11 protein-coding genes are annotated in these 13019 nt (G+C 71.8%); 9 read left to right on the top strand and 2 right to left on the bottom strand.

Going from position 1 to position 13019, the window contains the following annotated elements:
- Positions 1–204: 204 nt before the first annotated feature.
- Both ACZ6AA_RS05480 and glgX read right to left on the bottom strand, forming a co-directional pair.
- Entirely contained in the window at positions 205–1158 is a 954-nt protein-coding gene (locus tag ACZ6AA_RS05480; RefSeq protein ID WP_468452221.1) for a LysR family transcriptional regulator, read from the bottom strand.
- Between the two features lie 61 nt (positions 1159–1219).
- The gene (glgX, locus tag ACZ6AA_RS05485; RefSeq protein WP_468452219.1) at positions 1220–3622 is read right to left on the bottom strand and encodes a glycogen debranching protein GlgX; all 2403 of its coding nucleotides are present in this window, start codon (positions 3620–3622) and stop codon (positions 1220–1222) included.
- A gap of 210 nt (positions 3623–3832) precedes the next feature.
- Between glgX and ACZ6AA_RS05490 the strand changes: the two genes are divergently transcribed.
- The 9 genes from ACZ6AA_RS05490 to nadE all read left to right on the top strand — a co-directional run bounded on the left by ACZ6AA_RS05490 (position 3833) and on the right by nadE (position 12991).
- On the top strand, positions 3833–5041 hold the full coding sequence (locus tag ACZ6AA_RS05490; protein WP_471456394.1) for a L,D-transpeptidase: 1209 nt from the start codon (positions 3833–3835) through the stop codon (positions 5039–5041).
- A gap of 172 nt (positions 5042–5213) precedes the next feature.
- Positions 5214–6455, top strand: coding sequence for a L,D-transpeptidase (locus ACZ6AA_RS05495; RefSeq protein ID WP_468452215.1), 1242 nt, complete (start codon positions 5214–5216; stop codon positions 6453–6455).
- 134 nt (positions 6456–6589) lie between these two features.
- Positions 6590–7360, top strand: coding sequence for an enoyl-CoA hydratase/isomerase family protein (locus tag ACZ6AA_RS05500; protein ID WP_405661391.1), 771 nt, complete (start codon positions 6590–6592; stop codon positions 7358–7360).
- Between the two features lie 158 nt (positions 7361–7518).
- Positions 7519–8127 (top strand): ATP-binding protein, encoded by a 609-nt coding sequence (locus ACZ6AA_RS05505; protein WP_468452623.1) that lies wholly within the window; start codon positions 7519–7521, stop codon positions 8125–8127.
- Between the two features lie 380 nt (positions 8128–8507).
- A complete protein-coding gene (locus ACZ6AA_RS05510) occupies positions 8508–9281 on the top strand; it encodes a polysaccharide deacetylase family protein (protein ID WP_468481929.1) in 774 nt (257 codons plus the stop codon).
- Entirely contained in the window at positions 9281–10468 is a 1188-nt protein-coding gene (locus tag ACZ6AA_RS05515; protein WP_468452211.1) for a YVTN family beta-propeller repeat protein, read from the top strand. The genes ACZ6AA_RS05510 and ACZ6AA_RS05515 overlap by 1 nt, the downstream gene beginning before the upstream one ends.
- A 330-nt stretch (positions 10469–10798) precedes the next feature.
- Positions 10799–11011 (top strand): EF-hand domain-containing protein, encoded by a 213-nt coding sequence (locus ACZ6AA_RS05520; protein ID WP_030358919.1) that lies wholly within the window; start codon positions 10799–10801, stop codon positions 11009–11011.
- 144 nt (positions 11012–11155) lie between these two features.
- On the top strand, positions 11156–12121 hold the full coding sequence (gene bla / locus ACZ6AA_RS05525; RefSeq protein ID WP_471456396.1) for a class A beta-lactamase: 966 nt from the start codon (positions 11156–11158) through the stop codon (positions 12119–12121).
- Between the two features lie 39 nt (positions 12122–12160).
- Positions 12161–12991, top strand: a complete 831-nt coding sequence (gene nadE / locus ACZ6AA_RS05530; protein ID WP_468452207.1) for an ammonia-dependent NAD(+) synthetase — start codon at positions 12161–12163, stop codon at positions 12989–12991.
- Positions 12992–13019 lie beyond the last annotated feature (28 nt).

Below are 13019 nucleotides of genomic sequence, written 5' to 3' on the forward strand. Positions count from 1 at the left end.
ATCCCTGAAAGCGGGGAAGCGGGACCCGCGCGTTCTCCGGTCGACCACACCGTAGAAGGGTCAACAGGCGGTAAATAGATGCCAGTTGCCCCCCTCCGTCGACGTTATGGACGGGGGCAGGAGGAGCCCGTCCGGTGTTCGAGGGCGAGGGCGAGGGCGAGGCCGCAGGCCGATCGGCGGCGGCCCCGGGGCGCCCCGCGAGGGCTAACCCACGTCCGCCCCCGGCAGAGCCAGCCAAGCCGAATAGCTCTCACTGCGAGCCGCAGCCTGCGCATGCGCGGCCCGCGCGTGCGCGAGCACCTCCGCGGCCGTGTCATGCGCATACGTCTCCGGATGCCACCCCAGCAGATGCCGCCAGTACAGCGGCGCCCCCGCCAGCGGCCGCGTCACGATCCCCTCGGTCGGCGGAAACGTGGCCCGGCACAGCCCCACGGCCCGCCCCACCTGCACCAGATGCACGCACGACGCGGTATCGGTCTCGTACACCGAAGACGGCGCGAACCCGGCCCGCGCGCACGCGGCGGTGAAGCAGTCCCCGAAGCACCCGTCCCCGGGCACGTCCGTCCACGCCTCCCCCGCGAGCTCGCCCAGCTCGACCTCCGCGGCCCCCGCGAGCCGATGCCCCGTGGTCAGCATGACGAACACCGGATCGCGCGCCACCTCGCGCCACACGAGCCGCTCGTTCTCCGGCGGCATGCTCGCCCCGCACGTCCCGACGAGCGCGAAGTCGAGCCGCGCGTCCGCCACCTGGGCGGCGATCTCCCGCTCCGACCAGGAGGTGTACGTGGACACGGGCTGGTCGGGGTGCGCGGCGGCGAGCCGGTCCACGAGCCCTCCGAGCAGCGGCCCGTGCGTACCGCCGAGCCGGAACCCGCGCCGGTCCTGCCATCCGCGCGTGAACCGCTCGGCCTCCTCCTGGAGCCCGGTGACGGCGGGCAGCACGATCCGGGCCCGGGCGAGCACGAACTCGCCGAGCGCGGTGGCCCGCACCCCGGACCGCCCGCGCTCGAACAACTCCCCGCCCAGGGCCCGTTCGATCCGCTTCAGCTGGGTGCTGAGCGCGGGCTGCGCGAGGCCGAGGGCGGTGGCAGCCTTGGTGAGGCTGCCCGCGTCGGCGATCGCCCGGATCGTCTTCAGGTGCCGCAACTCCAGGTCCATGCGGTGAGCTTCGTCCGGGTCCGCGCCATGGGCAATACCTTGGTACGGACCTGAAAGTCCATCAAGTCCCGTGCGCGCCCCCTGCCCCAGCGCCCCCGGCCCCGGAACCCTCGGGTCCCCCGTCCCCCGGCACCGCCCGCAGCAGCAGCACCGACCGCGCGTCCACCCGCACCGCCGCCCCCGCCGCCAGCAGCGCCCCCGGCGCGTCCTCCTGCTCCTCCAGGGAGGTGTCGACGAGCACTTCGTAGGCGGCGGCCCACGGCGGCCCCGGCAGGACGAAGTCGACGGGACCCTCCGCCGTGTGCAGGACCGCGAGGAAGCTGTCGTCGACGACCGCCGCCCCGCGCGCGTCCCGCCCCGGTATGTCGCGCCCCGACAGATACATGCCGAGCGTCGCCGCGGGCGCGTACCAGTCGGCCTCCGTCATCTCCGTGCCGCGCGCCGTGAACCACGCCAGGTCCCGCAGTCCGTCCGCCGAGTGCGCCCGGCCGGAGAAGAACGCCCGCCGCCGCAGCACCGGATGCCGGTGCCGCAGCGCGATCAGCCGCGCGGTGAGCTCGAACAGCTCCCGCCACCCCGGCTCGTCCCGCAACTCCCAGTCCACCCAGCTCACTTCGTTGTCCTGGCAGTACGCGTTGTTGCTGCCGCCCTGGGTGCGCCCCATCTCGTCGCCCGCGACGAGCATCGGCACGCCCGTCGAGAGCAGCAGCGTGGTCATCAGGTTCCGCAGCTGGCGCCGCCGCAGCGCGGCCACGTCCGCGTCGTCCGTCTCGCCCTCGACCCCGCAGTTCCAGGACCGGTTGTCGTCCGCACCGTCCCTGTTGCCCTCGCCGTTGGCCTCGTTGTGCTTGCGCTCGTACGTCACCAGGTCGCGGAGCGTGAAGCCGTCGTGGGCCGTCACGAAGTTCACCGACGCGTACGGCCGCCGCCCGCCCCACGCGTACAGGTCGCTCGACCCCGAGAGCCGGTAGCCGAGGTCCCGCACATCCGGCAGCGCGCCCCGCCAGAAGTCCCGCACAGCCCCCCGGTACCGGTCGTTCCACTCCGTCCACAGCGGCGGGAACGCCCCCACCTGATAGCCGCCGGACCCGACGTCCCACGGCTCGGCGATCAGCTTCACGCGCCGCAGCACCGGATCCTGCGCGATGACCGCGAGGAACGGCGAGAGCATGTCGACGTCGTGGAAGGAGCGCGCGAGCGCCGCCGCGAGGTCGAAGCGGAAGCCGTCCACGCCCATCTCCGACACCCAGTACCGCAGCGAGTCGGTGATCAGGCGCAGCACGTGCGGCTGGACGACGTGCAGGGTGTTGCCGCAGCCGGTGTAGTCGGCGTACCGGCGCGCGTCGCCCTGGAGCCGGTAGTAGCCGCGGTTGTCGATGCCCTTCAGGGACAGCATCGGCCCCAGCTCGCCCGCCTCGGCCGTGTGGTTGTAGACGACGTCCAGGATCACCTCGATCCCGGCCTCGTGCAGCGCCCGCACCATCCGCCGGAACTCGCCGACCTGCTGGCCGCGGGTGCCGGACGCCGCGTACGCCGCGTGCGGCGCGAAGTAGCCGATCGAGTTGTAGCCCCAGTAGTTCCTCAGGCCCCGGCGCAGCAGATGGTCCTCGTGCGCGAACTGGTGCACGGGGAGCAGTTCGACGGCCGTCACCCCGAGGCGCAGGAGATGGTCGACGACGGCCGGGTGCGCGAGCCCCGCGTACGTACCGCGCAGCGGCTCCGGGACGCCGGGGTGCAGCCGGGTGAAGCCCCGGACGTGGAGTTCGTAGATGACCGAGTCCGCCCAGGGGGTCTTCGGGCGCCGGTCGTCGCACCACTCGTCGTCCGGCGCGTCGTCGTGCACCACGACGCCCTTGGGGACGTACGGCGCCGAGTCGCGGTCGTCGCGCACGGTGTCGGCGACGTGCTGCTGCGGCCAGTCCCGCACATGGCCGTACACCTCCGGCGGCAGCGCGCCGTAGTCGTTGCCCGCGCCCGCGTCGACCGCGCGGGCGTACGGGTCGAGCAGCAGCTTCGCCGCGTTGAACCGGGCGCCCGTCCACGGGTCCCAGCGGCCGTGCACCCGGAAGCCGTACCGCTGCCCCGGAAGGACACCCGGCAGGAAGCCGTGCCAGATCTCGTGCGTCAGCTCCGTGAGCGGGCAGCGCGTCTCGACGACTTGGCCGCCACGGCCGCCGCCCCCGCCGTCCTCGTCGAACAGGCACAGCTCGACGGCCTCCGCACCGCCCGCCCACAGGGCGAAGTTGGTGCCCGCGACCCCGTCGGGCCCCACCCGGAACCGGGCGCCGAGCGGCGTCGGCGCCCCCGGCCACACGGTCCGCGCGGGTGCCTGCCGCGCCCGCGCCCCGCGCCCGCCGTTGGGCCCGCCGTTGGACCCCGCGGCGGTGTCCGTGCCGTCGTCCGGCCGGCCGCGGACCCGGGCCCGTGCCCGCTGGACTGCCTCCTGCTCGGCTGCGCTCGACACCTGCTCGCCTCCCGCGGCTCCGGCCGGTCGACGCGCGCGCTCAGGGCGTGCGGCGTCCCGGCCGCGGCTGCCCGCACGACGTCCTTGCTGTCTGTTCTGCCCAGCCGGTGCGTCGCACTCACGTTTCCCCGGGCGGGCACGGTCGTTGGGACCCACGTGAGACAGGCAACGAGGCGCGCTCGGCGCGCAGGGGCCGCGCTGGCCGCAGCGGTGGCATGGGCAGGACTGGTACTGGGGGCCACGGGCTGCTCCGGCTCCGAGCTCGACGGGGCGCTCGGCAAGCCGCCGCGGCCCGCCGACGCGATCCGGGTCACGCCCGGCGACGGCGACAAGAACGTGCGCGCCGGGGAGCGCCTTGAGGTGCGGGTGCCGGACGGGCGCCTGGAGTCCGTGCGGGTGGTGCGGTCCCAGGACGCGCAGGAGGCCGAGGTGCGCGGGCGCATCGGCGCGGACCGCACGACCTGGCGCCCGGTGGACGAAGGGCCGCTCGCGCTCGCCGCCAAGTACACGGTGGACGCGGTCGCCCTCGACGGCCACGGGCGGCGCACGGCACGGCACACCACCTTCACCACGTTCGTCCCCGACGAGCGCTTCATCGGGTACGTCACGCCGGAGCACCGCGCCACGGTCGGCACCGGCATGATCGTCTCCCTGGAGTTCAACCGCGAGGTCGCCAACAGGACGGCCGTCCAGCGCGCCGTCCGCGTCACCGCGGAGCCGGACGTGGAGATCCGGCCGCACTGGTTCGGCACCACCCGCCTCGACTTCCGCCCCGAGAAGTACTGGAAGCCCGGCACCAAGGTCACCGTCGACCTGGACCTGCGCGATGTGAAGGCCGCACCCGGCGTCTACGGCCTGCAGGACAAGACGTTCTCCTTCACCGTCGGCCGCAGCCAGGTCAGCCTGGTCGACGCCGCCGCGCACACCATGGAGGTACGCCGCGACGGCAAGCTGCTCACCACGGTCCCGATCACCGCGGGCGCCCCGAAGACCACGACGTACAACGGCAAGATGGTCGTCACCGAGATGCTCGAGGTGACCCGCATGAACAGCCGCACCGTCGGCTTCGGCGGCGAGTACGACATCCCGGACGTGCCGCACGCGATGCGCCTGACCACCTCCGGCACCTTCCTGCACGGCAACTACTGGGCGCCGCACGCGCCCGGCAACACCAACGTCAGCCACGGCTGTGTGGGCCTGCGCGATGTGAAGGGCGGCAGCTCGCGGACGCCCGCGGGCTGGTTCTTCGACCGCAGCCTCATCGGCGACGTCGTCGAGGTCGTCAACAGCAACGACAAGAAGGTCGCTCCCGACAACGGACTCGGTGGCTGGAACATGGACTGGCAGGAATGGAAGACGGGAAAGAAAGCCACAGATGGGAAAAAGGGCGACAAGAAGCCGCGCCCCGGCCGCCCCTGACGGCCACAGGTCCGCACCGTGAACGCAGTTGGAACGGAACGGTGACATTGGCGGGGAGTCATCGCTTCGGGGCCTGTGGTTATCTAGCGCAGTGCGCGAGTCGGCTCATTCTCGACCACCGCGCGGGGCACTGGAGTGCGGGCCTGATCGGGCCGTGCGAGGGGAGAAAATCTTGAACGGGCGACCGATATCGGGGGCGTCGGCCCACGCGCGAAAGCGCGGGCGGCGGCGGGGCGCCAACACACTGTTCGCGGCGGCGTCCGGGGCGACGCTGCTGCTCGTCACCGCGTGCGGCGGCGGTTCCGACTCCGGCGACGGGGACGGCGGCAAGGGCAAGGGGGACGACAACAAGCCCTCGCAGGCCGTCGTCACCATCGCCCCCAAGGACGGCGCGGACGCCGTCGCCACCAGCGGGGCGCTGAGGATATCCGCGGCCAAGGGCAAGCTGTCCGAGGTGACGGTCAAGGACCCCAAGGGCAAGGCCGTCCCCGGAAAGATCGTCGCCGATGGCGCGAAGTGGACCCCCGACCGGCACCTCGCCGCCGGGACCAAGTACAAGGTGCACGCGATCGCCAAGGACTCCGAGGGCCGTACGTCCGCCAAGGACTCGGCGTTCACGACCCTGGTGCCGAAGAACACCTTCGTCGGCCAGTTCAACCCGGAGGACGGCACCAAGGTCGGCGTCGGAATGCCGTTCTCGGTGAACTTCTCGCGCGGCATCACGGCGCCGGGCGCGGTCGAGAAGGCCATCGAGATCAAGACCGAGCCCTCCGTGCCCGTCGAGGGCCACTGGTTCGGCAACGACCGCCTGGACTTCCGCCCGGAGAAGTACTGGAAGCCCGGCACCAAGGTCACCGTGAAGATGAACCTCGACGGCGTCGAGGGCCGCCCGGGGGTCTACGGCAAGCAGGCCAAGACGATCACCTTCGAGATCGGCCGCAGCCAGGTCTCCACGGTCGACGTGAAGACCAAGAAGATGACCGTCGTGCGCGACGGCAAGGTCCTCAAGAAGATCCCCGTCACCACCGGCAAGCCCGGCTACGAGACGTGGAACGGTCAGATGGTCATCAGCGAGCGCCTCAAGGTGACCCGCATGAACGGCGAGACCGTCGGCTACGGCGGCGAGTACGACATCAAGGACGTGCCGCACGCCCAGCGCCTGTCCACGTCCGGCACGTTCATCCACGGCAACTACTGGGGCGGCGGCGCGTTCGGCAACTACAACGCCTCGCACGGCTGCATCGGCCTGCGGGACGTGCGCGGCGGCTACGACAAGCAGGTGCCGTCCGCCTGGTTCTTCAACCACTCGATGGTCGGTGACGTCGTCGTGGTGAAGAACTCCAACGACAAGATCATCGCCCCGGACAACGGCTACAACGGCTGGAACATGTCCTGGGAGAAGTGGAAGGCCTAGGCCTTCCCGGAAGGGGGGGGCGGCGAGGGGAGCGCCCCGAAGGGGCGCGGGGAACTGCGCGACAAGCCACGACGAAGCCGCAGACGACCGACGCCACGGCGCGGCACAACCAGCGGAGCGCTAGCGTGCCCCGCATGACAACTGTGCATCTCGAAGTCGCCGAGGGCGTCGGCACGATCCGGCTCGACCGCCCCCCGATGAACGCCCTGGACATCGCGCTCCAGGACCGCCTGAAGGACCTCGCGGCGGAGGCGACCGCCCGCGACGACGTGCGGGCCGTCGTCCTCTACGGCGGCGAGAAGGTGTTCGCGGCGGGCGCGGACATCAAGGAGATGCAGGACATGGACCACGCGGCGATGATCGTGCGGTCCCGGGCCCTGCAGGACTCCTTCACCGCCATCGCCCGCATCCCCAAGCCCGTGGTGGCCGCCGTCACCGGCTATGCCCTCGGCGGCGGCTGCGAACTGGCGCTGTGCGCCGACTTCCGCATCGCCGCCGACGACGCCAAGCTGGGCCAGCCCGAGATCCTGCTCGGCCTGATCCCGGGCGCGGGCGGCACCCAGCGGCTGCCGCGGCTCGTCGGCCCGGCCAAGGCCAAGGACCTCATCTTCACCGGCCGCATGGTCAAGGCCGACGAGGCGCTGACCATCGGCCTGGTGGACCGGGTCGTGCCCGCCGCCGAGGTGTACGAGCAGGCGCACGCGTGGGCCGCGAAGCTCGCCCAGGGTCCGGCGTTCGCGCTGCGGGCCGCCAAGGAGAGCGTGGACGCGGGCCTCGAGGCGGACATCGACACCGGTCTCGCCATCGAACGCACGTGGTTCGCGGGCCTGTTCGCCACCGAGGACCGTGAGCGGGGCATGCGCAGCTTCGTGGAGGACGGCCCCGGCAAGGCGAAGTTCCGCTGAAGTCAGGCCAGTTGAAGGCTCGTCAGCCAAAGTGTCCCTCGAAGGGGCGGATTATGGCAGGCTTAAGACAACCTTAAGGCAGTGCCCTCGCGGGCGCTCCGTGATCACTTGTGAGCAAGAAGTCATCGCAGGTGGGGGCGGGTGCGGCAGAGGCTGAACTGCCGCAGGCATATGCCTGGACGGCCCCCCGGAATGGAAGCTTCCGGGGGGCTTATTCCGTCGGAACGGCCCCAATGCGGTCGTGGGGCGGCCATGATGGGGGCATGGCGGGGCAGGAGGGTTTCGAACAGCAGCGGCGGCGCACAGGTGCGACCGCGGCGCGCTGGTCTCCGGCAGTGGAGGACGAACACGCGCTGAAGGCGCTGGAGTTGTTCGGCAACCCGGCCGACGCCGAGGTCCCGCTGCCCTCGCGCCCGGAGTCCGCGGCCATCGCCCGCCGCCTCGCGCAGGTGGTCGTCCTGCGCCACTGGGGCCTGACGCCCAAGCTCACCGAGGACGTCGTGCTCCTGGTGTCCGAGCTCGTCGGCAACGCCGTGCGGCACACCGGTGCCCGCGTCTTCGGTCTGCGCACGCTGCGGCGGCGCGGCTGGATCCGGGTCGAGGTGCGCGACCCCTCGCGGGGGCTGCCGTGTCTGATGCCTGTCCATGAGCTCGACATCAGCGGCCGGGGCCTGTTCCTCGTCGACAAGCTCGCCGACCGCTGGGGCGTGGATCTGCTGCCGCGGGGCAAGACGACCTGGTTCGAGATGCGGGTCACCGAGCGCTAGCGCGTACGCGAAAGCCCCCGGGGCCGTGGGTGCGGCGCTGTCGGGGGCCTTCGAGCGGGACCGTGAACAAAAGGGGGTGCGTTCACGGCCGCGAAGACGACGTAGCTCGGGTCAAGGAGAGTCGCTCGTCCCCGACTATGGCAGACGGGCGCCACCGATCCAAAAGTCCCAACTCGGGCATATCTGGTCAGAACGTAACAGTTTAAAGGTGAATCCTTGGTGAGATAGAGCACTCACCTTGTAAACGATGGCTAAACGGCAGCTGTGTGAGGCGATGGGAAGGGCTTGAGAGGTCCTCCTGGTCCAGGCCAGCGACCCGCAAACGTCCTGAATCAGGTCAATCAGCAGCTTTCGTCATGGATCCCCATTAAATGGTCCCCGTGACTGAGCGTGCAGACGGGACCGACCGCCGCCGAGTACTGCGCACGTCGGTGGGCCTGGCCCTCGCGGGCGCCCTCGCCGCCGGCTGCTCCACGACCGAGCACCGGAGCAAGCCCCGGCCCACCGGATCCCCCCACCGCGACCCCGCCCCCGGCCCCCGCGGCTTCCCCGGCCTGCCCGTCCAGATCGCCCACAGCCCCCGCGGCCGCCCCGAGGTCGCCCTCACCTTCCACGGCCAGGGCGACCCCGGCACCGCCCGCGCCGTGCTCGCCGAGGCCGAGCGCGCGGGCGCCCGCGTCACCGTCCTCGCCGTCGGCAGCTGGCTCGACGCCCACCCCCGGATGGCCCGCCGCATCCTCGACGGCGGCCACGACCTCGGCAACCACACCCTGAACCACCGGGACATCAACGCGCTGCCCGAGCAGGCCGCGTACGCCGAGATCACCGGCTGCGCCGACCGGCTGCGGCGGCTCACCGGCGGCATCGGCAACTGGTTCCGGCCCTCGCGGGCCCAGCGGGCCAGCCCGCTCGTCGCCCGCCTCGCGCGCCGCGCGGGCTACCCGCACGTCCTGTCGTACGACGTCGACTCCCTGGACTTCACCTCGCCCGGCGCCGCGGCCGTCACCCGCACCGTCGCCGCCGAGGTCCGTGCGGGCTCCGTGGTGAGCCTGCACTTCGGGTACGCGGACACGGTCGCCGCGCTCCCCGCCGTCCTCGACGAACTCCACCGCCGCGGCCTGCGCGCGGTCACGACCACGGAGCTGCTGACCTGATGCGAAACCTGACCCTGGCCATGCGCGCCGCCGCCGTGCTCGCGAGCGCGGCCGTCCTCACCGCCCTCGCGGGCTGCGGCACCGAGCGCGGGGGCCGCGAGAACAAGGCCCTCGCGACCAAGGCCCCCGTCAGACCGGCCGAGCCGAAGAAGATCCACGGCCTGCCCGGCATGCCGCCCGTCCTCGACCCCAAGGACGTCTACGCCGCCGACCGCCCGAACAAGCTCTCCCCGGTGGTCAAGGACTTCCCGTCCCGCGTCTACGTCCCCAACACCAACTCCAACACGGTCTCGGTCATCGACCCGGCGACGTACAAGGTCATCGACACCATCCCCGTCGGCGTCCAGCCCCAGCACGTGGTCCCCTCCTGGGACATGAAGACCCTCTGGGTCAACAACAACCGTGGCCACACCCTCACGCCGATCGACCCCAAGTCCGGCAAGGCGGGCAAGCCGGTGGAGGTCCACGACCCCTACAACCTCTACTTCACGCCCAACGGCAAGTACGCCGTCGTCATGGCCTCGCTCGACCGGGAACTCGTCTTCCGCGACCCGCACACCATGAAGCGCGTCAAGACCGAACCGGTGAGCTGCTACGGCGTCAACCACGCCGACTTCTCCCTCGACGGCCGCTACTTCATCGTCTCCTGCGAGTTCAGCGGCGAGCTCCTGAAGGTCGACACGGAGAAGATGAAGGTCGTCGGTCAGCAGAAGCTCCCCTTCGACGGGGCCATGCCGCAGGACGTGAAGATGTCCCCCGACGGCAAGAAGTTCTACGTCGCCGACATGATGGCCGACGGCATGTGGGTCCTGGACGGCGACACCTTCGGCAAGCCGAAGCTCCTGCGGACCGGCAAGGGCTGCCACGGCCTGTACGTCAGCCGCGACTCCCGCGAGATGTACGTGTCGAACCGGGGCGAGGGCACGGTCTCCGTCTTCGACTTCACCCGGGACAAGCTCACGAAGAAGTGGCGCCTGCCGGACGGCGGGAGCCCCGACATGGGCGGGGTCTCGGCCGACGGCAACACGCTGTGGCTCTCCGGCCGGTACGACTCGGAGGTCTACGCGATCGACACCCGGACCGGCGTCCAGGTGGCCCGCGTCCCCGTCGGAGGCGGCCCGCACGGCCTGGCCGTGTATCCGCAGCCGGGCCGCTACTCACTGGGGCACACCGGCATCTTCCGCTGAGCGGCGTACGCGGTGAACAGCTGACGCCCCGGGAGCTGAGGAAGACGATCACGTTGGCGACCTCCTGCGGGGTTCCCAGCTCAAAGGCCGCGGTGCGGCGCGGCCGGAACAACGCGCGATATCGCAAGAATCCCGGCGCGGGAGTGAATGATCCAGCGCGTTGGCCCGCCTCGGGGCGGCGAGCGCGCCGGATCTCACCGAGGGCGGCGGCACCGAGGACACCGTCCGGCGCCACCGGTGCGCTGGCCAGGCCGTACTCCCTGCGAACCGCGCCCGGAGCGGCCGTTACCCTAGCCCCCGTCAGTAGGACACGAAGAAGGGGCGGACCCGGTGGCGGACATCGAAGAGGCACGCAAGCAGTTCGAGCGGTTCGACGCGGACGGCGACGGATTCATCACGGCCGCGGAGTACAAGCAGGCCATGGCGCAGATGGGGGACTGGAACGTCACCGAGTCGGTCGCCGAGGCCATCATCAAGTCCAAGGACGCGAACGGCGACAAGCTGCTGTCCTTCGACGAGTTCTGGGCGAGCCTGAACAAGTAGCGCGTGCGGCACGGCCGCCCCGCGCCCACGAAGGGGCCGCACCCGGTGTCCGGGGTGCGGCCCCTTCGCACGCCGGGCGGGGCGGGGCCGCGGGTATCGTTCACCTCAGCTCGTCGTGTTCGCAAAGTCTGACGGGGGATGGTCATGACGTCGCCGCGCTCGGCCCTGACGCGCCGCGGACTTCTCGGGGCGGCAGCGCTGGTCCCGCTGGCCGCCTGCGCCAAGGACGAGGACCCGGTCACGCATCCACGCGGCACCACCTCGGCCCCGGCCGACTCCCCGTCCGCGTCTGCCTCCGCCGCGCCGGACGCCCGCCACCGCCGCCGATTCGCCGACCTGGAGCGCGAGTTCGACGCCCGCCTCGGCGTCTACGCCCTCGACACCGGCACCGGCACCACCCTCGCCCACCGCGCGGACGAGCGCTTCGCGTTCTGCTCCGCGTTCAAGGCGCTCGCCGCGGCGGCCGTCCTCGACGGCAACCCGCTGTCCCACCTCGACAAGCGGGTCACGTACAGCAGAGCCGATCTCATGAAGCACGCGCCGATCACCGCGCGCCACGTCGACACCGGCATGACCATCCGGCAGCTGTGCGACGCCGCCATCCGCTACAGCGACGGCACCGCGGGGAACCTGCTGCTCCGCGACCTCGGCGGCCCCGACCGCCTCACCGCGTACGCCCGCGGCCTCGGCGACAAGGTCACGCGCATGGACCGCGTCGAACCCGCGATCACCCAGGCCACCCCCGGCGACCCCCGCGACACCAGCTCGCCCCGGGCCTTCGGCGGCACGTACCGGAAGATCGTCATCGGCGACGCGCTCGCGGGCCGCAAGCGCGCCTTCCTCCTCGACCTCCTGAAGCGCAACGCCACCGGCGCCGAGCGGATCAAGGCCGGACTGCCGCGCGGCTGGACCATCGCCGACAAGACCGGCACCGGCGACTACGGCACCCTCAACGACATCGCCGTCCTCTGGCCCCCGAAGTCCGCGCCGCCGCTGCTCCTCGCGATCATGACGAGCAAGGCCGCGAAGAACGCCTCGTACGACCAGGCGCTGCTCGCCGAGGCCGCCGCCTACGTGACGTCCGTGCTGCCCGGGAAAACCCCTCGGTAGGGTGGACGGCACATCGTGAACCGGAACAAGGAGCCAGACGTGAGCGAGTCGGCGGCCATCGCCCTGCAGCAGGAGATCGCCCGGGAACTCCAGGTGGCCGAGGTCTTCGAGGCCGAGCGCGAGATCGAGCGCCGGGTGGCGTTCCTCGCCGAGCGGCTGACCACGACCGGGCTGCGCTCCCTGGTGCTCGGCATCAGCGGCGGGGTCGACTCCACCACCACCGGGCGGCTCTGCCAGCTCGCCGTCGAGCGGGCCCGCGCCGCCGGGCACGAGGCCCGCTTCCACGCGATGCGGCTGCCGTACGGCGTCCAGGCCGACGAGCACGACGCGCAGCTCGCGCTCTCCTTCATCCAGGCCGACGACGTCCTCACCGTGGACATCAAGCCCGCGAGCGATGCCGCCCTCGACGCCTCGCTGGCCGCAGGGGTGCGCTTCCGCGACGCCCACCACCAGGACTTCGTGCACGGCAACATCAAGGCCCGGCAGCGCATGATCGCCCAGTACGCGGTCGCCGGGGCGCACGACGGCCTGGTCGTCGGCACCGACCACGCGGCCGAGGCGGTCTCCGGCTTCTTCACCAAGTTCGGCGACGGCGCCGCCGACCTGGTCCCGCTCACCGGCCTCACCAAGCGCCGGGTGCGCGCCGTCGCCGACGCCCTCGGCGCCCCCGCCGAGCTGGTGTGGAAGACCCCCACGGCCGACCTGGAGACCCTCGACCCGGGCAAGGCCGACGAGGACGCCCTCGGGGTCACCTACGACGACGTCGACGACTTCCTGGAGGGCAAGCCGGTGGACGCGCGCGCCTTCGACACGATCGTCCGCCGCTACCGCCTCACCGACCACAAGCGGCAGCTGCCCGTCGGGCCCTGAGACCACGGGCGCCGGTGCGGTCCCGCCG

It is taken from the genome of Streptomyces sp. NPDC040610 (genome assembly GCF_055594065.1).

What these genes read in the sequence shown, in the direction of transcription:
- ACZ6AA_RS05480 (WP_468452221.1), bottom strand. Translation starts at nt 1,158, where the DNA reads ATGGACCTGGAGTTGCGGCACCTGAAGACGATCCGGGCGATCGCCGAC.
- ACZ6AA_RS05515 (WP_468452211.1), top strand. Translation starts at nt 9,281, where the DNA reads ATGCGAAACCTGACCCTGGCCATGCGCGCCGCCGCCGTGCTCGCGAGC.
- ACZ6AA_RS05500 (WP_405661391.1), top strand. Translation starts at nt 6,590, where the DNA reads ATGACAACTGTGCATCTCGAAGTCGCCGAGGGCGTCGGCACGATCCGG.
- bla (WP_471456396.1), top strand. Translation starts at nt 11,156, where the DNA reads ATGACGTCGCCGCGCTCGGCCCTGACGCGCCGCGGACTTCTCGGGGCG.